This is a genomic window from Brevibacillus sp. SYP-B805, assembly GCF_011059135.1.
Taxonomy (GTDB): domain Bacteria; phylum Bacillota; class Bacilli; order Brevibacillales; family Brevibacillaceae; genus Brevibacillus_F.
The window spans coordinates 402,115-426,135 of record NZ_JAALGD010000002.1; the positions used below are offsets into that span (position 1 = coordinate 402,115).

Annotated in this window: 23 protein-coding genes; 7 read left to right on the top strand and 16 right to left on the bottom strand. The window is 56.0% G+C overall.

Features of this window, described 5'->3' with window-relative positions; translation table 11 throughout:
* Positions 1 to 227: 227 nt before the first annotated feature.
* The 5 genes from thrS to G3578_RS04705 all read right to left on the bottom strand — a co-directional run bounded on the left by thrS (position 228) and on the right by G3578_RS04705 (position 6,091).
* A complete protein-coding gene (gene thrS, locus G3578_RS04685; protein ID WP_165209205.1) occupies positions 228 to 2,141 on the bottom strand; it encodes a threonine--tRNA ligase in 1,914 nt (637 codons plus the stop codon).
* Positions 2,142 to 2,458: 317 nt separating this feature from the next.
* Positions 2,459 to 3,373 (bottom strand): sporulation protein YtxC, encoded by a 915-nt coding sequence (gene ytxC, locus G3578_RS04690; RefSeq protein WP_165209208.1) that lies wholly within the window; start codon positions 3,371 to 3,373, stop codon positions 2,459 to 2,461.
* Between the two features lie 241 nt (positions 3,374 to 3,614).
* Positions 3,615 to 4,760 carry a cyclic dehypoxanthinyl futalosine synthase gene (gene mqnC / locus G3578_RS04695; RefSeq protein ID WP_165209211.1) on the bottom strand — a complete coding sequence of 382 codons (1,146 nt, stop codon included), beginning with the start codon at positions 4,758 to 4,760 and terminating at the stop codon, positions 3,615 to 3,617.
* Positions 4,761 to 4,912: 152 nt separating this feature from the next.
* Positions 4,913 to 5,131, bottom strand: coding sequence for a hypothetical protein (locus tag G3578_RS04700; RefSeq protein WP_165209214.1), 219 nt, complete (start codon positions 5,129 to 5,131; stop codon positions 4,913 to 4,915).
* A 69-nt stretch (positions 5,132 to 5,200) separates the two neighbouring features.
* Positions 5,201 to 6,091: a spore coat protein gene (locus G3578_RS04705; protein WP_165209217.1), complete on the bottom strand. Its 891-nt coding sequence runs from the start codon at positions 6,089 to 6,091 to the stop codon at positions 5,201 to 5,203.
* 152 nt (positions 6,092 to 6,243) lie between these two features.
* On the opposite strand from G3578_RS04705, the gene G3578_RS04710 reads away from it, so the two are divergent.
* From G3578_RS04710 to gerQ, 3 genes are all read left to right on the top strand, one after another.
* On the top strand, positions 6,244 to 6,813 hold the full coding sequence (locus tag G3578_RS04710) for a YqaA family protein (protein ID WP_165209220.1): 570 nt from the start codon (positions 6,244 to 6,246) through the stop codon (positions 6,811 to 6,813).
* A 160-nt stretch (positions 6,814 to 6,973) separates the two neighbouring features.
* Positions 6,974 to 7,396, top strand: coding sequence for a cell wall hydrolase (locus tag G3578_RS04715; RefSeq protein WP_165209223.1), 423 nt, complete (start codon positions 6,974 to 6,976; stop codon positions 7,394 to 7,396).
* Positions 7,397 to 7,456: 60 nt separating this feature from the next.
* Positions 7,457 to 7,873 carry a spore coat protein GerQ gene (gerQ, locus tag G3578_RS04720; RefSeq protein WP_165209226.1) on the top strand — a complete coding sequence of 139 codons (417 nt, stop codon included), beginning with the start codon at positions 7,457 to 7,459 and terminating at the stop codon, positions 7,871 to 7,873.
* Positions 7,874 to 7,945: 72 nt separating this feature from the next.
* On the opposite strand, the gene G3578_RS04725 is transcribed toward gerQ, so the two are convergent.
* Complete coding sequence (locus G3578_RS04725) at positions 7,946 to 8,137, bottom strand: hypothetical protein (protein WP_165209229.1); 192 nt, start codon at positions 8,135 to 8,137, stop codon at positions 7,946 to 7,948.
* Positions 8,138 to 8,277: 140 nt separating this feature from the next.
* On the opposite strand from G3578_RS04725, the gene pdxR reads away from it, so the two are divergent.
* Complete coding sequence (gene pdxR / locus G3578_RS04730) at positions 8,278 to 9,705, top strand: MocR-like pyridoxine biosynthesis transcription factor PdxR (protein ID WP_165209231.1); 1,428 nt, start codon at positions 8,278 to 8,280, stop codon at positions 9,703 to 9,705.
* A 50-nt stretch (positions 9,706 to 9,755) separates the two neighbouring features.
* Here pdxR and G3578_RS04735 read toward each other — a convergent pair whose 3' ends face one another.
* The 3 genes from G3578_RS04735 to G3578_RS04745 form a co-directional block, all read right to left on the bottom strand.
* On the bottom strand, positions 9,756 to 10,196 hold the full coding sequence (locus G3578_RS04735; RefSeq protein WP_165209233.1) for a PilZ domain-containing protein: 441 nt from the start codon (positions 10,194 to 10,196) through the stop codon (positions 9,756 to 9,758).
* A 169-nt stretch (positions 10,197 to 10,365) separates the two neighbouring features.
* Positions 10,366 to 10,548 (bottom strand): hypothetical protein, encoded by a 183-nt coding sequence (locus G3578_RS04740; protein ID WP_165209235.1) that lies wholly within the window; start codon positions 10,546 to 10,548, stop codon positions 10,366 to 10,368.
* 118 nt (positions 10,549 to 10,666) lie between these two features.
* The gene (locus G3578_RS04745) at positions 10,667 to 12,403 is read right to left on the bottom strand and encodes a YcdB/YcdC domain-containing protein (RefSeq protein WP_165209237.1); all 1,737 of its coding nucleotides are present in this window, start codon (positions 12,401 to 12,403) and stop codon (positions 10,667 to 10,669) included.
* A gap of 195 nt (positions 12,404 to 12,598) precedes the next feature.
* On the opposite strand from G3578_RS04745, the gene G3578_RS04750 reads away from it, so the two are divergent.
* On the top strand, positions 12,599 to 13,033 hold the full coding sequence (locus tag G3578_RS04750; RefSeq protein ID WP_165209239.1) for a DMT family transporter: 435 nt from the start codon (positions 12,599 to 12,601) through the stop codon (positions 13,031 to 13,033).
* A 486-nt stretch (positions 13,034 to 13,519) separates the two neighbouring features.
* A complete protein-coding gene (gene nrdJ, locus G3578_RS04755; protein WP_165209241.1) occupies positions 13,520 to 15,919 on the top strand; it encodes a ribonucleoside-triphosphate reductase, adenosylcobalamin-dependent in 2,400 nt (799 codons plus the stop codon).
* A gap of 86 nt (positions 15,920 to 16,005) precedes the next feature.
* On the opposite strand, the gene G3578_RS04760 is transcribed toward nrdJ, so the two are convergent.
* Positions 16,006 to 16,740, bottom strand: a complete 735-nt coding sequence (locus tag G3578_RS04760) for a glycerophosphodiester phosphodiesterase (RefSeq protein ID WP_165209243.1) — start codon at positions 16,738 to 16,740, stop codon at positions 16,006 to 16,008.
* Between the two features lie 189 nt (positions 16,741 to 16,929).
* On the opposite strand from G3578_RS04760, the gene G3578_RS04765 reads away from it, so the two are divergent.
* Positions 16,930 to 17,448 (top strand): C40 family peptidase, encoded by a 519-nt coding sequence (locus G3578_RS04765; protein WP_165209245.1) that lies wholly within the window; start codon positions 16,930 to 16,932, stop codon positions 17,446 to 17,448.
* A gap of 28 nt (positions 17,449 to 17,476) precedes the next feature.
* On the opposite strand, the gene G3578_RS04770 is transcribed toward G3578_RS04765, so the two are convergent.
* The 6 genes from G3578_RS04770 to G3578_RS04795 form a co-directional block, all read right to left on the bottom strand.
* Positions 17,477 to 18,700, bottom strand: coding sequence for an anhydro-N-acetylmuramic acid kinase (locus tag G3578_RS04770; protein ID WP_346773955.1), 1,224 nt, complete (start codon positions 18,698 to 18,700; stop codon positions 17,477 to 17,479).
* A gap of 159 nt (positions 18,701 to 18,859) precedes the next feature.
* A complete protein-coding gene (gene mglC, locus G3578_RS04775; protein WP_165209249.1) occupies positions 18,860 to 19,855 on the bottom strand; it encodes a galactose/methyl galactoside ABC transporter permease MglC in 996 nt (331 codons plus the stop codon).
* A 19-nt stretch (positions 19,856 to 19,874) separates the two neighbouring features.
* On the bottom strand, positions 19,875 to 21,389 hold the full coding sequence (locus G3578_RS04780) for a sugar ABC transporter ATP-binding protein (RefSeq protein WP_165209251.1): 1,515 nt from the start codon (positions 21,387 to 21,389) through the stop codon (positions 19,875 to 19,877).
* A 169-nt stretch (positions 21,390 to 21,558) separates the two neighbouring features.
* The gene (locus tag G3578_RS04785) at positions 21,559 to 22,614 is read right to left on the bottom strand and encodes a galactose ABC transporter substrate-binding protein (protein ID WP_165209254.1); all 1,056 of its coding nucleotides are present in this window, start codon (positions 22,612 to 22,614) and stop codon (positions 21,559 to 21,561) included.
* 383 nt (positions 22,615 to 22,997) lie between these two features.
* Positions 22,998 to 23,186 (bottom strand): hypothetical protein, encoded by a 189-nt coding sequence (locus tag G3578_RS04790; RefSeq protein WP_165209257.1) that lies wholly within the window; start codon positions 23,184 to 23,186, stop codon positions 22,998 to 23,000.
* A gap of 111 nt (positions 23,187 to 23,297) precedes the next feature.
* A complete protein-coding gene (locus G3578_RS04795) occupies positions 23,298 to 23,999 on the bottom strand; it encodes an SIMPL domain-containing protein (RefSeq protein WP_165209260.1) in 702 nt (233 codons plus the stop codon).
* Between the last annotated feature and the right edge of the window lie 22 nt (positions 24,000 to 24,021).

Below are 24,021 nucleotides of genomic sequence, written 5' to 3' on the forward strand. Positions count from 1 at the left end.
AGACAGTGAAAAATAAAATGTGCGAACGCTGATGCGCCCGCACATATCTCACCTAGCAAAAACAACAAATGTGTAGATGCTTTGCCATGAAAGACCCGTCAACAGTCATCACCGGACGTCGAAGCAGGTGAGAAGCTGGGCGCTTCTGCTTGTTTCTCGAAGTATGAAGTCATTTATACTCCATTTATATTCCTATCTTACCGATTGGTGTTCCGCTTGTCAAGCCTTTACTTGTAGGCGCTGATCTCTTCCAGGAGGCCGGCGATGAACTGCTCGACCGGCTGGGCCCCGACGTCGCCTACCCCGCGCTTGCGGACGGAGAGCGTGCCATCCGCCACTTCCTTCTCGCCGATCACCAGCATGTACGGAATCTTGGCCACCTGCGCTTCGCGGATCTTGTAGCCGATCTTCTCGTTGCGGGCATCCAGCTCGACGCGCACACCAGCCTGCTCCATTTTTTCCTGTACCTGCCGGGCGTACTCCACATGGGCTTCGTTGATGGTCATGAGACGCACCTGCACCGGGGCCAACCAGGTCGGGAAGGCGCCCGCATAGTGTTCAACCAGAATGCCGATGAAGCGCTCCATGGAACCGTACATCGCGCGGTGCAGGACGACCGGACGATGCTTTTCGTTGTCTTGGCCCACATAGGTGAGGTCAAATTTCTCCGGCATCTGGAAGTCAAGCTGGATCGTGCCGCACTGGTGCTTCCGCTTCAGCGCGTCGGTGATCTGGAAGTCGATTTTCGGCCCGTAGAACGCGCCGTCGCCTTCCTTCACGTAATAGTCCAGCCCGGCGTCCTCCAACACTTTCCGCAGCGAGTTTTCGGCAATCTCCCACAGTTCCAGGGAACCCATGTATTCTTCCGGACGGGTGGAGAGCGCCACGGAGTACTCAAAGCCGAACACCTTGTAAATCCGGTCGATGAGGGCGATCATATTTTTGATCTCGCTTTCGATCTGATCCGGGCGGACGAAGACGTGGGCGTCATCCTGACAGAAGGTGCGCACGCGCAGCATGCCGTTTAAGGCGCCGGAGAACTCGTGACGGTGCACCTGGCCGAACTCCGAGTAGCGGATCGGCAGATCGCGGTAGGAGTGGATCTTGTTTTTGTAGATCAGCATGTGGCCCGGGCAGTTCATCGGCTTAAGCGCATAGGTGGTATTGTCCACCTCGGAGAAGTACATGTTTTCATGATAATGGTCCCAGTGGCCGGACTGCAGCCAGAGGCGCTGGTTCATGAGAAACGGCGTGCGCACCTCCGTGTAGTGGGCCAGCTGCTGCAGGCGGCGGGAGAACTGCTCCAGCTCGTTGCGCACCGTGAAGCCGTTCGGCAAATAGAACGGCATGCCCGGGGCTTCTTCGGAGAACATGAACAGCTCCAGCTCTTTGCCCAGCTTGCGGTGATCCCGCTTCTTCGCTTCTTCGAGGAAATGGAGATATTCGTCCAAGTCCGCTTTTTTCGGGAACGCCGTGCCGTAGACACGCTGCAGCACCTGATTGTCCGCTTTGCCGCGCCAGTAGGCCCCGGCGACGCTCATCAGCTTGAATGCCTTGATATGGCCGGTCGACGGCAGATGCGGCCCGCGGCAGAGGTCGAAGAATTCGCCCTGTTCATAGATGGAGATTTCCGCATCTTCCGGCAGATCGCGAATCAATTCCAGCTTCAAATGGTCATTGATCGCCTCGAAGGTTTTGATCGCTTCCTCCCGGCTGACCACTTTGCGGCGGATGGGCAGATCTTCCTTCACGATCTTTTCCATCTCCGCCTCGATCTTGCCGAGATCCTCCGGCGTCAGGGAAACCGGGATATCCATGTCGTAGTAGAAGCCGTCCTCGATCACGGGACCGATACCCAGCTTCACCTCCGCCCCGTAAATCCGCTTCACGGCCTGGGCAAGCAGGTGAGCGGTGCTGTGGCGATATACTTCCAGACCGTCGGGGGAATCAAGGGTAACCACTTCCACCTTCGCGTCTTCGTTTACCGGTGTGTAGAGATCCACCACTTTGCCATTCAGTTTGCCTGCGACTGCTTTTTTCTTCAGGCTCGGGCTGATCGATGCCGCGATGTCCTCAATGGTGCTGCCGGCCTCAACCTGACGCACGGCGCCATCGGGGAGCGTAATGTTTACTTGTGCCACCATTCATCTTCCTTTCTGCGTGAATAAAATAAAAAACACCCATCCCCCAAGGGACGAGTGTTGTGCTTCTCGTGGTACCACCCTACTTCGATTCGGTTCCGCCATCACGAACGCGAATCCTTCCTTGCGATAACGGGATAAAAACCCGGCGGCCGATACTGCGGGATGTCTCATCCCGGTTCCCGGCGGCTACTCGAAGGGGGTAGATCATTGCTTCATCCGCAGCGGGCTTGCAGCCGGCGACCCGCCTCTCTGCAGCGTAGAACGCAACGTCCATGTCCTTCTCATCGTATTTGGTGCCTACTCATTTTTTGTAATTATAGTGGAGTTGGCTGCTGGAAGTCAAGCGTGCGTCCGTTGATTAAACAATGGGCACAAGCGGAACAATAGGAAAACCCGTCTTCAAAGATGCTGTGAAGGGTCTGGGCAAGCGCTTGCCGGCCTTCCGCCTGATGAAACACGATCTTGTGGGGCGCAAGCGAAATCAGCGCGCTCAAAAGAAGATCATCCGTCCGGTCCGGCGCATCCCGCATGCCCACATACGCTTCCAGCCCCTCCAGCTGCAAAGGCAGGCCGCTTTCATCATACAGGGCAAAACGATTGCCCTCCAGCGGGACGATATGGATCGTCTCCCGCCTGGATTCCTGGGTGGAAACAAAAAAGCGGAGCAGCTCGATAAATTCCTGATACTGCTGATCCTCCAGATAATCGTCGATCGCTTCCGCCACGGCTTCCGCCAGTTCCTGCCGGTATTCCTTCAGGCGGAAGCGGACGAACCCGTGCAGATGCACCTCGCTGTTTTCCAGCAGGTAAGCAAAGAAGGTGCGGTATAACCGTGACTTGCGCAGCGTGTTTTTCCCGATGGACGCTTCTCCGTACGCGGACTCGTTCAGGACGCGCAGCACATACGGCTTGAGCTTCTCCCATTCCCCGATCGCACGGGGTTCATTGCGCACGCAGAGCGCCACGCATGCCGGTTCGACGACGCGCACCACCCATTCAGCCAAGGCCAGCGCAACGAATGCACGGACGATATCGATGGTCTCCAGCGTATATTCCTCCGCCGAGTAGCTGACGAATGTAAATACGGCCGTATGGGAATACCGGGTTGGCGCTACCTCGATCGTCACGGGATCGGTTCGCACTTTCTGCCGCAGGCTCTCCACAATGGCCTGAAATGCGCCGATATGGGAGGGATTGTCTGCATCAAGCGCCACGGATATGGTCTGCACCTTCGTCACCTCCAACCGGAATGTACTTACAGTATATGTCCCACCCAAGACGATATACTTTCAAACGGTTGGAAACACCCCGCTGCTGCCTGATCGCGCCGCATGCGCCCACATAGCAAAAACAAGGCCGGTCATGTCAGGAGCGCTGGTTCCTGCCCGCTCTCCTGGCGACCGGCGGGATGACACGGTACGTTTTGGGAAGCATGATGCAGCAGATAGGGCGCGCGGAACAGGCTGGCGTTTAGTTTTGCATGACGAAATCGTTCTCCACCATTTCGCCTTCCCGAAACACCCGCAGGATTTCGTACCGGGTATTGCGCTGGGCGGGAATCTTGCCCGCTTCCCGGATCAGCTGCAGGATCATGTTGGTGTTTACCTTGTAGGCGCACTTGGCAGCCGAGACGACGTTCTCTTCGATCATCGTCGATCCGAAGTCATTGGCGCCGTAGCTAAGGGAAAGCTTGCCGATTTCCGGCCCCATGGTGACCCAGGAGGACTGGAAGTTGGCGATGTTGTCCAGCATCAGGCGGGAGATGGCCAGCGTTTTCAAATATTCCTCCGGCGTGTTGTTGACCGCCTTCATGTTCGTATTGTCAGGCTGGAAGGTCCAGGTGATAAACGCCGTGAAGCCGCCGGTTTCGTCCTGGGCTTCCCGAATGCGCATCAGCGACAGCACGCGTTCCTCCATCAATTCGCCGAAGCCGATCACCATCGTGGCCGTCCCCGGCAGGCCGACCCGGTGCGCCGTCTTTTGCGTCTCGATCCAGTTTTTCCAGGAACCCTTCAGCCGGGAGATTTTCCGCCGGGTCCGGTCGTCGAGAATTTCCCCGCCTGCCCCCGGCAGGGAATCAAGGCCCGCCTGCTTCAATTCGATCAGCACCTGTTCGACGCTCAAGCCGGAAACCTGCGCGATTTTCTCCACTTCCGCCACCGACAGCGAGTGCATGGTGATCTGCGGAAAACGCTGCTTGATGCCGCGCAGCAGATTGGTGTAATAGGACAGCGGCAGGTCCGGGTTGGTTCCCCCCTGCATCAGGATCTCCGTCCCGCCCACATCAATCGTCTCCTGAATCTTCTGGTAGATCACCTCGTCCGGCAGCACGTATCCTTCCGGCGAGCCGGGCGGCCGGTAAAATGCACAGAATCGGCAGTACGTGTCGCAAATATTGGTATAGTTGATATTGCGTCCGATAACAAAGGTCGTGATCGGTTCCGGATGCCATTTTTTCATGACCAGATCGGCGGCGTGGCCGATTTTCTCGATCTCGTCGCTTTCGAAGAGCGCCAGCCCGTCTTCCAAGCCGAGCCGCTCCCCTGCCACAGCCCGTTCCAGGATACGATCGATCTTCAACAGGAACACTCCTTTCCCAAATGAATCCCTCTCCATCCTACCACAAAACCGGGCGGACATGGCAAAAGAAAAAACCCCGCCGACTTCAGCTAACGCTCTACCCACTCGGGTCGCTGTGCCGAGCGGGGGTCCTCGCTGGTGTTGGCGGGGCCCATCCTTTCTTCCTTCACTTTCGTGCTTCTGGCTCTTTACTCATATCCGATCTGTTCATACACTTCGGGATCCCAATATACCACGGTGCGATCGAGGGGAAAATTTGATTCCCGGGCGCCGTTCGGCTTGCCGTTGAAGTAGATGATTTCCGTCACCACGACGCGATTGCCTCGGATCACAATCTCTCCCTTGATTTCCAATTGGGTGCCGTCTGGCGCGTAAAAATGGATTTTGCCCGAACCGATGTCCTTCATAGGTACCTCCGTGATCGCGAATGTACCTTTATAGTAGTTGAGGGGCACGGGCTCGTCAATCTTCCCTGTTTAGCCGTTTCCGTTCTTTTTGCGGCTGCGCACCGGAGGCGCTTGTTCCGCCACACTGCCGAATGCCGGCGGCGATTCATTTTCCATGGCCGGCTGAGGCTCCGCCGTCGCGCCGTCCGTTTGTTCACGGTAAGCGGGCGAAGAGAACATCGCGCTTGCATTCGTCACAATTGGCGGATGCGGGTTTGGCGCCGTTCCGCCTGCCGGCGCCGGCTGCTGGTAGGCGGGCTGGACCGGCTGCTGATGTTGCGGCTGCATCTGTCCTGTTTGGGGAACGCCATCGGACGTTTCCGGATAGGCGGCCGGAGAAGCTTGCGGCATCATGCTGGTTGTCATCGGCTCTTGCTCCGCCGGGATCGGCTGGAAAGGGGCCAACAGCTGGGCATTGGCCGACTCCGGCAGGCTGGCCAGCGTATAGTAGCCCCGGTGATACATGTACCTCCACACCTCGTACGCCTGATTGGCGCAGTTTGCCGCTCCCTGGACCAGGGCGTTGCGGATTTCCGGATCGGCACACTCCAAGGCGGCCGCCATCCGCTGTTTCGCGCTTGCCTTGTGCAGGCCGAGGATGGCCGAGGACACATCGCGATCATCGATTCCCCGCGCGCCGGAAGCCGCCATGACGGGTTGATGGGCAGTCAGCACCGCCTGCGGAACCGACGTCATGACCCGATACGGCACAGCAGCACCTGCCCCCCGGCCGTTGATCAAGTGCACCATGCGGTTGTATTCGTCTGTCATGAAATGAAGCTGATGGGACAGCATATGGCGAAGTTCCGGATCGGTTGCATGGGAGATATACAGCTGGAGTGTATGGATTCCGTCGATGGAACCGCTCATCGCCTCATGCAGTTCCATCACCTCATGGGCACCGTATGGGCTGGTTTGCATCCTACCTTCCTCCTTTAACGATCTGGATTGGACTCATCATCCAGTATGTCCGAAAGGGGAAAAGCGGAAACGGGATCGAAACCTGTTATAACCCATTCTCTTCCTGTATACTAATAAAGAAGCAGTGATTGTCTGTCCAAAGGAGACCACATATGTTCGATCAAGTTACGCATTTCTTTGAACAATATGGAATATGGGGATTGTTCGGGATTGCTTTCCTGGATTCGTTCATCCTGCCGGTTCCCCCTTTTTTTCTGCAGATCACGATGAGCCTGTTCAACCCGTCGGCGGCGCTCAGCTATGCCACGATCGCGTTTACCGGTTCCATCCTGGGGGCGCCGTTCGGCTATCTGTTGGGCAAATGGCTGGGCAAACCGCTGATGCATAAAATTCTGCCTGCGAAATGGACGGAAGCGGCTACGGAACTGTTTGTCAAAAAAGGGGACGGGGCAGTGCTGATCGGTTCGTTTACCCCCATCCCCTTCAAGTTTTTTACCATCCTCTCGGGCGTTTTCGGATATTCCTTGTCCAAACTGATGCTTTATGCGATTCTTGGGCGCGGACTGAAGTTCTTTTTGATCGGCATTCTCTTTTTCTACTACGGCAAGCATGCCAAAGTGCTGCTGGACGAGTACCTGGAAATCTCCCTGCTGGGGGTTGCCGTCGTGGTTGCCCTCTGCTGGTACCTGTGGAACAAGCGAAAAAAAAGGTTCCAGACATAACCGAAGCGTTCATGGACGATTCGTTTCCCACTGGAACCATGATTGTCATATACCTTCCCCCTCCCAGCGGGTGGCTGCGGCAAAAATTGCACGGGACAATCACCTAAATCGGCTTCCCCAATATATTGTAAAGTGTGAATCGATCTGGGGAGGTGAGGGGATGGCGGTAGTCAAGGCAACTTCCAGGGATGTTGATCTGCTGGCAAGATTGCTACGTGCCGAAGCGGAAGGGGAAGGTCCGCTCGGCATGCTGATGGTGGGCAATGTAGGCGTTAACCGCATCCTTGCAAACTGTTTGGATTTCAGAGGCATCCGCACGATTCCGCAAATGGTGTTTCAATCGCCCGGCGGATATGAAGCCGTGCAGAGGCCGTACTTTTACCAACGCGCCCGGGACAAGGAGAGACGGTTGGCCAGACGTGTGATCGGCGGTGAACGTACACATCCGGCAACCTTCTCTTTATGGTTTTTCCGCCCGACTGGTGGCTGTCCGCCGGAGTGGTTTAACCAACGCAATGTCGGCCGCTTTAAAGCCCACTGTTTCTTTGCGCCAGCACCGCAGGATTGTCCCCGTGTCTACTGATGGTCTTGTCTTTTGACGTTTGGAGGAGTGTCCGAGTACACCACGTGAAGGAGAGATAACATGTTTCAAAGCCCTTGCTTTCAGTTTGCCGGTTATCAACTCCCCGGTTATGACGGGATGTATCCCCAGCAATACCCTTATCAGATGATGCCGCAGCAGATAGTCCCGCAGCAGCCAAGCGGTTCCCGCATTCCTGGAGCGCCCGGCACGCCGATCGTGGAAGAATCGTATGTGGAGAATATTTTGCGCATGAATCTGGGCAAAACCGCCACGATCTACATGACGTTTGAAAACAACTCCCAATGGAACGCCAAAATTTTCAAAGGCGTTCTTGAAGCGGCGGGGCGTGACCACATCATCATCAGCGATCCGCAGACGGGAAGACGCTATCTGCTGCTGACGGTCAATCTCGATTACATCACCTTTGACGAGCCCTTGAATTACGTCGCCCCCCCATTGCCGCCGGGGGTACGCTGAGAAAACCCCGCCGACGGAAGTGAACGCATGAAAAAGGGGAACCGATGATGGCAGATCATCCGTTCCCCTTCTTCAGCTGGTTTTAAAGGCAAACATCACCACCAGGAAAAGAATGGCAGCTATCCCATACAGCGCGGTCAGCCTGACCACTCTCTTTTTGGTCGTCTGCACATAGTTTTCTTCCCGCGGCTGAAAGCCGACCAGAATGGTTCCCACTCCGGCACACAGGCAAAGAAGAATGATCATGACAAGATATGGCAGCATTGTCCTCTTCCTTTCTCATAACCCCTCCCCCTTATCATATCGTTCCCGCCGAACAGTTAGGCCATCCACTTTCGCTTTATTTTGCCCATCCACTTCTTTATAATGGGAATAACGCTAGGAAGACAGGCAGTGTGACCGCGATGGAATGGAACCCTATCCGTTCGAAAGATTATCCGCTATACAAGCAGATCGCCGACTACATGGCCCGCCGGATCGCAGCCGGCGAGTTTCCTGCCGGCAGCCATCTGCCGTCTGAACGCACTCTGGCAAAAGAGCTGCAGGTGAACCGCAGCACGGTTGTTGCCGCGTATGAAGAGCTGTACGCTGCGGGCATCGTGGAAAAACGAAAAGGCAGCGGGACGATCGTCAGCGCCGACATCTGGGGCATGCCGCGCAAGCGTTTGCCCAACTGGCGCCGCTATGTGGAGCAGGGATCATTCCTGCCCAACCTGCCGCTCATCCGGCACATCCAGAAGGAAAGCAAGGAAGCGGACATCATCGACTTTGCCAGCGGCGAGCTGTCTCCTGACCTCTTCCCCCTGGAACAATTCCGCTCCATCCTCGCGCAGCAAACATTCGACTGCCATTTGGGGTACGAAGATCCGCAGGGAAATCTCGCCCTGCGCGAAACGATCGCCAGACATGTCAAAACGGATAAAGGGATCGAGGCAACCCCCTCGTCGATTCTGATCACTTCCGGTTCGCAGCAGGCCCTGCACCTGATCGTCCAATGCCTGCTCAAGCCAGGTGACGCCGTGGCGATCGAAGACCCCTCGTACACATACTCGCTGCCCATCTTCCAGTCTGCCGGGCTGAAAACCTTTCTCTTGCCGGTCGGCCGCACCGGTATCAATCCGGACGATCTGACGCTACTGCATCAGAAACATCGCATCCGCATGGTTTTTCTCAATCCAACCTATCAGAACCCGACCGGTACCGCCATGCCGCTGGAACAGCGCCGGAAAATCCTGGCTCTTTCGGCAGAGCTGGGCATTCCCGTGATTGAGGATGATCCCTACACGCTGCTTTCCTTTACGGGCGAACGGCTTCCCACCCTGAAATCACTGGACCGGCACGGGACGGTATTGTATATCAGTTCGCTTACCAAAATCGCGGCTTCCGGCCTGAGGATCGGCTGGGTGATCGGTCCGCAGCCGGTGATAGAACGCCTGGCCGACGCCAAACAGCAGATCGACTTCGGGCACAGCATCTTCCCGGAATGGATCGCGCAGCGCTTCCTCGCGTCCCCGGAATTTTCCGCTCATCTGGACAGGCTTGTGGGAGAACTGAAACAGAAACGGGATTTGCTGGTTGACTCCCTGGAGCGCCACCTTTCGGGAATCGTGGAGTTTCACGTGCCGGCGGGAGGCATTCATCTCTGGTGCAAGCTGTTGAAAGAGACAAACGATCTCCAGCTGCTCCGGGAGGCGATCCGGCATGGGGTTGTCTACGTACCCGGCCGTGTGATGGGAACGCAGCAGGGGTTTGTCCGCTTTACCTTTGCCCGGGCGGAGAAAGAGCGGATCGATGCCGGCATCCGGCGATTCGCCGAGGCATACCGGGGTTGAGCGATGCGGCGGAACAAAAAAACCCCGGTGACCGAGGCATGTGAATCGTGCTAGGAATGGCCTAGATAGGCCAATTTTTCTCCCTCCAAAAACCGGCCGCTGGGCAGGACCCCTTTCTGCCTGAGGCGGATCGCCAGCATATTCGTGAGGCGGGAAAAATCGGCGATCCTCTCTTCATCCATGGTGAACTGCATGCCGTATTCCATCAGCGGTCCTTCCAATGCCTGGTTCCGCACGATGCATCCAATCATTTTCAACGGCTGCCCCAGTACCTCAGTGACCAGCTCCAGCACTACATGGGGAGTGACGGGCAGATGCAGGGTGCTTTGAAAACGAAGCCCGCCAGCTCCCAGATCCACAATCAGGACTCTGGCTGATCCGGTTTCGAGCGTCTTGCCATTCACCCGCACGATGGTCATATCGGCGCAAAGCGGCGGGTCAAGCACCAAACGGAAGAATTGACGCTGATTCACCATCATATTCTTCTGCATCCTTTTGTTACCACCTCATAACCGTCGTGTTGACTGGTTGATCGCTTGACGATTTCCGTGCTGCCTGGAAACATCCATAGCAGGGGAAGCCCTTCGCTGTGGGTCACGATTGCCAATTTTTCCATTTTTCTTGCGGCCTTTATTTATCTTATCACATGCCCGTCAACAATCAACGCTGTTTTTTCCCCGGTTTTCCGTAGTACCAGAAATCATCCGGCTTGATGCGAAATTGTTCCCACAAGTGGTTCAGATCATGTTTCAGCGTATCTTTTTCGATAAAACGGAACAGGAGCTCCACAACCAGCCACACCACCAGCAGCAGCGCACACGTTAAATAAAGCGCTCCAAGCATGTCCTTTCATGTCCCCTCCTCTTCCTTTTCCTTTATGCATATGCGCATAATTGTTGAAAGATTCAAAAAACAGATACAAAAAGAAGGCGGATGTTCCGCCTTCTTCCCTTGCGCTTGCTTATTCTGCTTTGTCCCGTTCCACCACTTTGCCGGTGAAGGCATCGATATACCCGTACGGATTGTCTTGGGGGACATAGACCAGGAGAGGCTTGGGTGCCCGTTGGCCGTCGTACTGCGGCCAAATGTAGACCAGTTCCAGCGGCCGGTGTTTCAGATACGCATCGGCTGCTTTTTGGGGCGAAACCGTCCCTTTGTTAGCGGGAAGAGTCACTTTCTTGCTGTCCGTGTTCATGAAGAACCCTACCACCTTTCCGGTGCGGGCGTCTATGGTCAGGAAGTAGCTGTCGTTCTCGATGGGAACCCCCTGGTAAAGCGGATGGAAAGCAAATTCATACTCTTCTGTCTCGCCATCCGTCTCCAGATCATCATCCTCTACCCACGGAGGAATGTGCGGATATTCATCCGACGGATACGATTCCGTCAGCTGCACCTCTTTGTTCGAACTGGGCAGATATTTTTCCAGCGTCGCCGTAGCGATCCCCAGCGCTTTTTTCTTGCTGATCGGTTTGGCCGTTTTGTCCGTGTCCGTAATGTAATAGCTGAAACTGCGGAATGCGCCGCTGCTGGCATTCACTCTCAGATAAAGGGTTGCGCTGGGCCGGACATCCTTTTTCGTATGCCAGACATAGAGCTTCCAGCGTTCCGGACTTTCGCCGTACACATCCTGCTCTTCCAGTTCCATACTGTCCATGTCGAAGCCAAATTCCTGCTTCAGCAGGGTTTCAGCCGCTTTTTGGGATCTGGCAGTCAGCTTTTTCCCTTTCGGAGAGAGCGCGATGGTTTTCGGCTCCTGCTCCTTCCAGTAGAAGATGTCGTCCGGTATCTCCCCCGTGCTCGCATCCATGGGGCCTTCGTACAGCGGCACGTATTTCAGCACAGGCTTGGTTTTGACCTTGTCCCCCTCGTCATCGTCGTCGTGGTCGTCCTCAAGCGGTTCGTACCGGTTGTAGACCAGATGCATCCCGAGCAAGCGGGTGTATGCTTCCTTCGCTTTCCTTGCAGACAGCACGTCTGTGGGCTCGGGGACGCTGCTTTCATCGATTTCCAGGCTGCTTTCTTCATGGTAGCGGATGACATGGCCCTCTTCGTCAACCGACACGGAAATGCTGAAGCCGCGGACGGGGATGTTGTGCAGCAGCCTGTCAAAATGGACGTACGCCCGGTCATCAGAAGGTTCATATTCGTACGCATCTTCATCCTCATCCGTCGGGACGACCTCTGCCCGATACTGTGCAGGATCCTTGCCGGCCACGTTTTCCAGGAATTGGCTCGCCTTCCTGATTGCCAGCTCGTCCGACGGCGGCTTGCGGGAAATCCAGTGTTCGTTCGCGATCCGGTAGGAAGTGAGCGTACCCGTTTCCGCGTTGAGGGTTACATGGGCAGAAATGTACCCTGCTTCCTCATCTTCGCTGTTGGTAAGCCAGTATTCCCATCGATCGGCCTCTCCGTCCTCCCCCTCAAGAATGGCCGCTTCCTCCACGCTTAGTCCGGCCAGTTCCGGCAGAACGGCGGTGAGGCGATCCAATGCCTGCTTCATTTCCACAGGCAGTTTCTTGATGGACAGCGGCCGCACATCTTTTTTCCCCTGTCTGGGTTGAGCCTGTTCCAGCTTTTGCAGCCACTCCTGCTTGGCGGTGAGTTCACGAAGCGGAGATGAAGAGCTTGCCCCAACCGGCGCAGCCGTAAGCAGGGAGAGCGCCGTCAAGACAGCAAAAGCTTTGAATCCCCTTCTCATGCGAATCCTCCTATCTCTTACTTCCTGCATAAAATTACCATAATGCTGCCATGAAGGCAATTTCAAATTTTTTGTTTTGCTGCAATTTTAACTTTTCCTTACTTTCGATTTGCCTGTATATTACAATGGGGTCGAACCAGGATGAAGCCAAGAAAAGGCAGACGTTATGCGCAAGAGAGAAGGGAGAGACCGGGAATGAACTGGCTGATGACCGCACTGGCCTTGTTAGGGGGCGCTTGCATCGGGCTGCAGGCCGGGATCAACGGACAGCTGAGCAAGAAGATCGGCGCATTGGAAGGAGCGTTCGTCTCCTTCTCGGTAGGGACGCTGCTGCTGTTGTTTGCGCTGATTTTTTTGGGGCAGGGCAATCTGCTGAGCGTGCAAAGCGTTCCCAAGTGGCAGTTGACGGGAGGATTGCTGGGGGCTGTCTACATCTTTATCGCGACGCTTGCCGTGCCAAAGATTGGCGTTGCCACTACCCTGCTGGCGGTCGTGACGGGGCAAATCCTCACGAGCACGGTGATCGATCACTTCGGTCTGATCACCGGAAACCAGATTCCGCTGGATGGGAAGCGCCTGACTGCCCTGCTGCTGCTCGCTCTGGCACTCTATCTGTTCTACAAGCGATAATGCCGCACCACAGGACCTAACATGAAGCAAACAGAGGGAGCACGCCGCTCCCTCTCCAGTTTATAGACAAAGTTCGTCAAGTCATGGGTGATGGTTCCCGCTCGCTCTCTTGACGACCAGCGAAGAAGTGGGCCGCGTCCGCTTCGAAACGCGACGCGGGCAGGGGGCAAACATCTGGGTATCTCGAAGAAGTGAGACTTGTGCCCCCTGTTTTCCCCGCGTCTTCGTTTCTCCGCTGAGTCGGTCGTCAAAGGAGCTCGCTTGATCCCATCACGCCATGACTCAAACTTTTTCTACTACTTCGTCGGATCCATTGGCAATCCCCCGTTCCCTTCCGTTTTCCTCGCGCGGCTGAGAGCAGCATGTCGAAAAAAATTCTCATTCCCAGCAGGAAAAACACAATATATATGGTATTATATAAATCACAGACACAACATATTGATATCGCAAATAGACAACCACGCCATGCGAAAGGAGATTTGCCATATGGTCGCACGCCTTCGTGAAGCCTTTTTGGAGAAGTTCAGAGGAGTGGAACCGCACTGGGGGGCGCTGGGATGGTTCACCTACAAGCGTACATATGCCCGTGAAAACAAGCTGGAGGGACGCACGGAGGACTGGTCCGAAACCATCCAGCGTGTGGTGGAAGGGAACGTCAACATGATTCCGGGCGATCCCCTGGTCGATGACGCCTATATGGAGAAGATGTATCGGCAGATTTTTCATCTGATCTGGACGCCGCCGGGCCGCGGGCTGTGGATGTCGGGCAGCGAGTTTGCCAAGCGCAGCGGCGATGCGATGAACAACTGCTGGTTTGTTCAAACCCGCCCATACCGGTACGGGGCGACCAGCAGAATCTTTACCCGCTACGCGATCGATCCCGACGCGTCGTATCCCTCGTACCCGTTTGTCTTTACCTTTGACCAGCTGATGAAAGGGGGCGGCGTGGGCTTCAGCGTCGAAAACGCCCTGCTTGAACGGATGCCGGTCGTCCAGAACAAGGCCACCCTCAGCTTCCACATCAGCGAAACCCATCCCACCTATCCGGAGATCAGGGAGCTGGCCCACACATACGGCTTCGCTCTGAACCGATCCGGGGAAGAAGCGGATGTCCACCTTGTCATCGCCGACTCGCGGGAAGGCTGGTGCGAATCGCTTGCCGTCGCCATCGATCGTCACTATACCGGCTCCCCGCAGCATCTCTCCTTTGATCTGAACGAACTTCGGCCAAGGGATGCCGAGATCAAAGGCTTCGGGGGAAAGGCAAGCGGCAGCGCGCCGCTGGTGGAGCTGCTGCTCTTTGTCAACGACATGCTGAACAAGCGGACAGGCCGTCGGCTCACCTCCAAAGACTGCACGGATATCTACAACATGATCGGCCGCACCGTCATTGCCGGCAATGTGCGCCGCAGCGCGGAGGTTGCCCTCGGGGACGCCGCGGACGAAAGCTTCATCCATATGAAAAACTGGCGCCTTACCGAACATCTCTGGACGTACGAAGGCGGGGAGCGCCGGCTGAAAACGGTGGAAGAGGTGATGGCCGAACACGCCGTTACCGCCGAAGAGGCGGAGGAGCTGCTTTATGACGCATGGGCACAGAACAACCACCGCTGGTCCAGCAACAACTCGGTAATCATCGACGACCCGAGCGGCTATGACTTCGGCCTGATCGCGCCTGCCATTGAGGTGAACGGAGAACCGGGGATCTACAACCGCTGGCTCGCCCGCAATTTCGGCCGCATCATCGACGGCTACCGGGCGAACTGCGACCCGGCGGATGGCGGCAACCCGTGCATGGAGATCTCGCTCGCCTCTTATGAACCGTGCAATCTGGTGGAACTGCACCTGCCGAAAATGCTGGAGCACCGTCTGGACCCTGCGGACGTGCTGCCGATGATGGTGCAGTACGCCAAGCGCATCACTTTCGCCCAGTACGATTGGGAATCCACCCGGGAGATCGTGCAGAAGAACCGGCGCATCGGCATCTCCCTCTCCGGCATCCAGGACTGGATCGTGATCAAATGGGGCAGAAGCGCCATCGTAGGCTGGGAGCTGTATCACGAAGAAGAGTGGGACGATATGCAGTGGCTCAACCGGACGCGTACCCCGTATGCGGTGGTGGAAGAGCTGCCGGCGAACTATGAGGGGTATGCGGAACCAATCTACCATCCGGAGATCGTGGACGAGCTGAACCGGATGTACGCGATTGTGAAAAAGGCGGACGAGGAGTACTCGGCCCTGCTCTCCCAGGTGCTGGGGATGGAGGTACGGCCATCGATCAAGCTGACCACGGTCAAACCGTCCGGCTCCGTCAGCCTGCTCTCCGGCATCACACCGGGGATTCACTGGTCGTACTTTGAATACGGCATCCGTCGGATCATGTGCCAGAAAGGGGATTTCCTCGTCGATCTGGCGAAGGATTGCGGGTACCGGGTGGAAGATTCCGTTTACACCCCCAATTCCGTTGTGATTGAGTTTCCTTACAAAGCTTCGTCGGCCGGCTTGCCGGGCTTCAAGTCGTGCGCGGAGATCACCATCGAGGAACAGTTTGCCATGCAGGCCCTGTTTAACATCTACTGGGCGGACAACATGGTGTCGTGCACCATCTCGTTCCATGAGCACGAAAGAAGCAAGATCGCCAAGCTGCTGAAGCAGTACCGGATGCGGATCAAGTCGACCTCGCTGCTGCCGTACAGCGGTCATGGATACCAACAGGCGCCCTACGAGCCGACCACCCAGGAGGAATACGAAGCGCGGCTGGCCGACATCAAGATGCCGATCGAGCAGTACTACCGCCGCCTCAGGGAGATGCGCAAAATCCAGGACACGGAGATGACGCTGGCGGAAGCTGCCGAATGCGTCGGCGGCGCATGCCCGATCCGGTAACGACAAGAACCAAAAGAGGCTGCCCCTTTTTTAAGGGGTTGCCTCTTTTCTTATTGATACCAGCACCTCGTTCGTGCCATTTCCGATTACGCACCTCGGGGCTCTCTGAGTCCAAGCATCCGATCCGGATGATTTGTCACGATCTGCAGCTCCGGATGCAGCTTCATCATTTGCTCCATATGGTGAGGGTCATCGATCGTCCAGGCGATCAGCGTAATGCCATCGCCGATCATGCGTGCGACGAAGTCCTTCGTCAGATAGGGATACGCCATTGAAAGGATGGAGGCGCCCGTTTCCCGCAGCTGTTCCTCAAGGAGCGTCGGCATCCCATCGATGATCAGTCCGGTCCGGATCCCGTCATCCAGCGAGGAAACGGTTCGGATCGCGTCGTGGTTGAAGGACGTAATCATCACATCCGACCTCATGTCATACCGGCGGATCAGATCCACCACCTTCTTCTCCAGGCCTTCATACCGGTCTCCCGGTTTTTTCAGCTCGATATTCAGCTGACACTTGCCCTTGACCGCCTCCAACACTTCTTCGAGCGTGGGAATCGGCTCCCCTTGAAAGGCGGGGGCAAACCAGCTGCCGGCATCGAGGGCTGCCAGTTCCTCGTAGGTATGGTGGCCGACAAAGCCGGTGCCGTTTGTGGTGCGTTCCAGGGTAAAATCATGGATCACGACGGGAACCCCGTCTTTCGTCAGCTGCACATCGATCTCAATCGCCTCTATTTTCGGTTCTTCCAGCACCAGGTTGATCGCCGCCATGGTGTTTTCCGGCGCTTTTCCGGACCACCCGCGATGCGCCATGCATGGATTCATTCCCAACACTCCCCTCGTCCAATATGCGGAGCGGCAGCTTGTGATCGTACCAAAAACGCATGGATTTTCCTCCGTTCGTCCGACTTGCCATCCACCGGCGATTGCCGGGGAGGAAAAAGTGTGCAGGCGGTAGGGAAACCAACACCTCAACGCCCCTGGACCAATATCATGGGTAATGAGGTGATGAACATGAATTCGGGAAGAGAAATCAAAGCCGGCGATATCCTTGTCGCCTGCGACAACCTGTATCACATCCCGCACGGTTACATGGGACATGCGGCGATTGCAGTCGATGACAAATGGCTGGTGGAAGCCACCGACAACGTCCCCTATATCCGGATGAAATCGTTCGAGCATTTTCTGAAAGAACACCCCATCCATGCCCAATACCGCCCCCGGTCGGCAGAGATGGGACAGATGGCGGCCTCCTGCGCCATGGACTACCAGCTGAAATATGCCAACAACCTGCGGCAAGGCGAAAACAAACCGACCTTCGCCTTTCTTTCCGGCTCGCCCTTGCACGATCCGTGGGGAACGGTTTACTGCTCGAAGCTGGTATGGTTAAGCTATTTCTACGGGGTACAGTATGCCTTTGCCAACGACTTCGGCCTGTTTACCCCGGAGGATTTGGATACCTGTTTGAAACATGACCCCCATTTCGAGCTGGTTTACCGGCATCCCCGATTCAGATTTGTGATAAACACATAAGCAAGCTCCCGGACAGGAAACCTCTTGCTCATGGCAGGCAGAGGTTCCCCAGCAGGACCGCCCGCCGAGCCCCTGTCACGGACGGAACGTTGCTCGGCCTGCCCATGAGCGTTTCATGGCCGAGAATGGCGAACGCGATGGCTTCCTTGGCATCGTCCGGCACCCCGAAATCGCCTGCTGTCAGCAGGGCGACGCCGTCGGGAAGTTCCCGGCGAATCATCTCCAAGAGCGTCCGGTTATGCGCTCCGCCGCCGGAGACGATCACCTCGTCCACCCGCCGGTGCGGAAACACAAATCGGCGGTATGCCTCGGTCATGGTGGCAGCCGTCAGGGCGGTCGCCGTCGCCACCAGATCGGCTTGGGACAGCCTGCGCCTTTCTCCTTCCCGGAGCAGCTGTTCGGCAAACGCCCTGCCGTACGCCTCCCGTCCCGTGCTCTTGGGTGGCGGTTGGGCGTAGTACGGGTCACGAAGCAGCTGTTCGAGAAGCGCTTCGCAGACGTTCCCCGCGGCAGCCAGCCGTCCCCCGTCATCGTACGCCTGTGCACCGCCCGTCACGGCGTGGACGATCTGATCAATCACCATGTTTCCCGGGCCGGTATCAAACGCGTACAGATCGCTCAGCGCCGCCCCCGCCGGAAGCACCGTCACATTCCCGATGCCGCCGATATTTTGCAGGAGGCGCCCCTTCCCGGGATCACGGAACAGGATGTAATCGGCATAGGGGACGAGCGGTGCGCCTTCTCCATCCGCAGCCAGATCCCTCGCCCGAAAGTTGCCGATCACCGGAATGCCTGTACGCTCGGTCAGGGTGGACAATTCGCCGATCTGCAGGGATGCCCGCACCGGCACGGTTCCGGTAGGACCGGGAAACGGCGTCCGGCCGGCGACATGCCAAACCGTCTGCCCATGCACACAGATGGCATCCACGGCGGCTGGTAAAACGCCCGCTTTGGCCAGCAGCTTCTGCACGGCTTCCGCATACCATTCGGCAAGCCCGAAATGGGCCGCGGTCAGCAGATCCAAACGGGCCGTCTCCACGCTGCACAGGGAGACCAGCCGTTCCCGAAGATCGGCTGAGTAGGGGAGATACGCAAAATCTTTCAACGAAACCGCACGGATCTCCCCGTCTTCCTCCGTCTCAATGGCGACCAATGCGGCATCCACCCCGTCGAGTGATGTGCCCGACATCAATCCCACCAGCAAATGCTCCCGCTTTTCACGGTAGCCAGGCCACCCATGCGCATGATTCACAAAAGCCGCCCCCTCCTGTTTCTGACAGCGATGGCAAAACAACATCCTGGAAATATTGTATGACTGGCATGGGGCCCTTATCGGAAAAATTTGTACAGAAAAATGCAAAAAAGATCCCCTCCCGGCCTGGATGGCCGGAAGAGAACCTCTACCGAATACTTATCGCTTCGCCAGATACTTCCGAATGTCGAAAGCCACGGCCGTCACGATGATCAATCCTTTAATGATCAGCTGCCAGTATGGATTTACCCCGATAAAGGTCAAGCCGTAGTTGATGACGCCGAAGATGAGCACCCCTGCCAGCACGCCCGGAACCGTCCCGATTCCGCCGGATGTCGATACCCCGCCTACCACGCAGGCGGCGATGGCGTCCAGTTCGTACATGTTGCCATAGTTGTTGGTGGCGCCGCCCGTTCTCGCCGCTTCGAGCACCCCGCCCAGGCCGTACAGCGCGCCGGCGATGGCATAGATGAAGAGCAGGTTCTTGCCTACATTGATCCCGGATACGATGGCCGCTTCCCTGTTGCCGCCGATCGCATACATGTTTTTGCCGAGCACGGTCTTGTTAAAGACGATCCATACCAGAATGGAAACGATAATGGCAATCAGGACAAGAATGGGCATCCCGAACACATAGCCTGTCCCCAGGTTGGTAAAATCGGGACGCAGCCCCCCGATCGGCTGTGAATTGTTTGGAGGCAGATCGAAGTAAATGGAGTTGATGCCATAAACCATAACCATGGTGCCCAGTGTCGCAATAAAGGGAGGAATGCTGAATTTCGAAATCACAAAACCGTTTAACAGCCCGACCAACAGACCCGCGACAATGGCGATCACGATGGGCAGCCATAGCGGCATCTCGCCCAGGTTGGGGTAGAACCGCTGGGCATAATCCGTGGTCTGCAGCATAGATGCCGACAATACCGCCGTCAATCCCACCACACGCCCGGTCGACAGGTCAACCCCGCCTGTAATCAGGACAAACGCCGCCCCCAGGGCGATGATCGTCCGGGTAGAGGATTGCAGCAAAATGTCGCGAAAAACCGTCAAGGACAAAAAACGCGTATCCCAAATGGCAATAGCGATGACCAGAACGACCAGGACGATATAGATCGCGTTTTGCGACATGAAACTTATGATCTTTCTCCCACTCATCAGTTGTCAACCATCCTTCCTACACAAGTAACCGGGTGGCAAGCCGCATGATCTCTTCTTCTGTTGCGCTTGCACCATCAACGAATCCTGATACCTGCCCCGCGCTCATAACCATGATGCGGTCCGACATGCCCATCAACTCGGGCAGTTCCGAGGAGATCATAATAATGCTTTTGCCTTGTTTGGCAAGATCGGCGATGATGGTATAGATTTCAAATTTTGCCCCGATGTCAATGCCGCGCGTCGGTTCATCGAGGATGAGGATATCGGGTTCCGTCAGCAGCCAGCGCGCAAAGATCACCTTTTGCTGATTCCCGCCCGACAAATCCTTGATCAGGGTTTTCAGGGAAGGGGTTTTGACCCTCAGCATTTTGACGTTCCGGTCGGCATCCTCTTTTCGCTTTTGCTGATGCAGAAGCTTATAGGGGGTCACGTATTGGTGCTGGTTGGCAACCAGCGTGTTTTCCATGACCGACAAGACGGGGAAGATGCCCGTGACGCGCCGCTCCTCCGTCAGCAGCGCCATTTTATGTTTTTTCGCGTCGATCGGCGAATTGATCTTCACTTCCCGATCATTGATAAAAATCTTGCCTGACGCGACTGATCTCAATCCAAACAAAGCTTCCACCAATTCCGTCCGCTGCGCGCCGACAAGCCCGCCGACGCCCAGGATTTCCCCCCGGCGCAGCTCGAAGGAAACGTTGCGGAACGATTTGGCAAACGGGGATGTGAGTCCCTCCACCCGCAGCAATACTTCTCCCGGCGTATTGCTCCGCACCGGAAACCGCTGCGTCAGGTCGCGCCCCACCATCTTCGAGATGATCATGTCGATGGTCATCTCCGATGCGGGCCATGTGCCGACAAGCTTGCCATCGCGCATGACGGTGACATCATCCGCAATCTTCAGAATTTCTTCCATTTTGTGGGAGATGTAGATAATCGCGACTCCCCGTTCCTTCAGTTCATCGATCGTCTTAAACAGCTGTGCCACTTCATTTTCCGTCAGGGATGAGGTCGGTTCGTCCATGACGATCACTTTGGAGTTGTAGGAGACCGCCTTGGCAATCTCCATCATCTGGATCTGCGATACGGACATGCTGCCGACGATTGTATCCGGCTTGATATCCATATCCAGGTCTTGAAAAAGCTTTTGGGTATCTGCAAACATCTTTTTCTCGTCCACGAAGCGGAAGGGGCCAAACCCCTTGAGCGGAAATCTTCCCAACCAGATATTTTCCATCACATTGCGAAACGGAACGGGATGCAGCTCCTGGTGAATCATGGAGATGCCGTGATTCAGCGCATCTTTCGAGTTGGTGATGGTTACTTTTTGGCCGTTCAGCAGAATCTCGCCTTCATCAGGCCGGTAGATGCCGAACAGACATTTCATCAATGTCGATTTGCCGGCCCCATTCTCCCCCATGAGAGCATGGACGGTACCCGGACGCACGCGGATGGTAACGCCATCCAGGGCCTTTACGCCGGGAAACTCTTTGGAGATGTTGATCATTTCAAGAAGATAGCGGTTGCCCATTCTCATCGCCCCTCACTAACCTGTTCCAGAGAAAGCCGGGGATCGTCCCAGGCCTTCGGTGTCGGCGACTGCCCGGTACACGAATGGAGAGAGCAAGGGGTCAACCCATCCTCGATTGTCCCCTTGCCCCCCACTCTATTCACGGATCGACGATCTGTTCACGGCAGGCTTATTTCGCGTCGTTCATGTTTTCTTTGGTGATTTTTTTGTACGGTACCCAGACATACTTGCCGTCCACGATGTCGTAGCCTGTGTTTTCTTTGGTCGGCGTTTGGCCTTGACCCAGCACGGCGGCCAGATTCAGGGTAGCTTTCCCCTGGTTCTTGGCGTCGTTCAGCACGGTGCCGAGGAGCGTGCCTTCTTCCAGCGCCTGCAGGGCGGGAGCGGTAGCGTCAACCCCTACGACCGGCATGTATTTGCCATCCTTGAAGTAGCCCGCCGCTTTCAGCGCCTCGATCGCGCCGAGCGCCATGTCGTCGTTGTTGGCGAAAACGGCTTCGATCTTGTCACCATGCGCGGCGAGGAACGCAGCCATCTTCTCCTGGCCTTTCACGCGATCCCACATCGCCGTGTCTTCCGCCAGCTTTTCAACCTTGATGCCCGCATCTTCCACCGCCTTGATGGAGAACTTCGTACGCAGTTCGGCGTCCTGGTGGCCCGGTTCGCCTTTCAGCATCACGTATTGCAGCACGCCGTCCTTGTTTTTGTCAGCTTCCGGATGCGATTTCCAGTAGTCCACGATCAATTGGCCGGAGATCGTTCCGGATTCCTCCGCTTTTGCCCCTACATAGTACACTTTGTCCCACTTTTTCATATCTTCAGGCAGCGGTTCACGGTTGAAGAAGACGACCGGAATGTTGGCGTTTTTCGCCTTGTCAATCAAGACGCCGGCCGCGTTGCGGTCCACCGGGTTGATTGCAAGCGCATTCACTTTCTTTGTAATGAAGAGATCCACTTTATCGTTCTGGGTCGGTTGGGAGTTCTGGCTGTCCACGATTTCAATGCTGGCTTTCCCTTCGGCAGCTGCCGCGATGGCGTTGCGCACACCGGTCATGAAGGTGTCATCAAACTTGTAAATGGCAACCCCGATGGACGGTTGGCTGCCGCCCCCTCCAGTTCCTCCTCCGGAAGCGCTTCCACTTCCAGTACTGCTGCCGGCACCACATCCTGCCAACACGGATGTCAGGCCTACCACGCTCAGTAACGTGAACACAACCTTCTTCATAATGATCCCCCTTTGTAAATTAATTAATTTAAAAAAGATACCTCTACCTGCTATTCTAATCAAACATGTAAACGTTGTCAAAACAGAAAATTATGAATGAAGATGATGACGGTTCCGAACTGTACAACTCCTTATGTATCAAGGCCTGGCAGAGTCGGCGGCCATTCGGTTCCGGCCAGGGAAACCGGCCTGCGCGAAAAAAAGGATGCCCGTCCGCATCGCGGCGCCTGTCAATCTGCCGATTTCCAGAAACCCACTATTTACGGAAATGATTTTTAATCAGAAAATAGAAGCGCAACTGGATCCAGAAAGCAGTTCTTGGGATCGGGAGGCAGCCAATTCTTGCAGACGGTTGCCTCCCCTTTTTTTTGGTTCTGCCTGATTCAGGACTGCGTCCCGTTTGGGTCATGCTGATACCTGCGATGTTCAATCCGCGATCGGTTGCGAAGGACAAACCGCGACCATTCATCCATCAATTCTTCAAACGAGGCATCATTGAGCGGTTTCCCGCAAGCATGCGTGATCCCGTTTCGAATCAGTTTCACAACCAGTTCTCCCCTGAAAAACGTCATTCCTCTTCGCCTCCCGCTCTCCATTTGCCTCATACATATATATGATTTTTCCAAACCATTGACCAAGGAAAATAACCCCGCCACCGGCAGGGACAATTGGAAAGCCATGGATCAGAAGCTGTAGATGACGTTGACCGACGCCTCGATTTTGATCTCCCCTGCGAAAATCTCCGTTGGGGCGATTCGTCCCAATTCGGCTGCCTGTCTTTGGGAGTAAACGATGGGAGGTGGAGCGGCGCCGCCTTCCGTGATCGAAACGACTCCCCTGATTCGCACGCCGGCTGCCGCCGCCAGCACCTCCGCTTTGGCTCGCGCATCCTGAACGGCTTGATCCAGCGCTTTTTTCTCGTATTCATCCCTTTTCTCCGTACCAAAGGAAAGGGCGTCGACACGATTGACACCGGCTGCGGACAATTGGTCAAGCAGTCTGCCGACATTGCCCACGTCCCGGTAGGTTACACGCACGATTTGCTGTACCCGGTAGCCGGTAAGCTTTTGGTTGTCATACACCGGAAACGTGTTGAACTGGGTGGTCTGGATATCCTTCTCCGCCACCCCGGCCTTGATCAACGCCGCTTTCACGGCTTCAAAGATCCGGGCATTTTTTTGCACCGCTTCGCTTGCCGTCTTGCCGGAGGTTTCCACGCCGAACTGGACGTACGCCACATCGGGGGCGGCCGTAACCGTACCGGTACCGACGACCGAAATATGCCGGTTTGGCGCATCCGGCAGCGCATGGGCGGCTTCCGGTCGCGCCCATGGAACAAGGCAGAACAAAGCAAGGATAAGCATGATCCGGTTTACTTTTTTCACGGCTGGCAAAAACTCCTTTGTC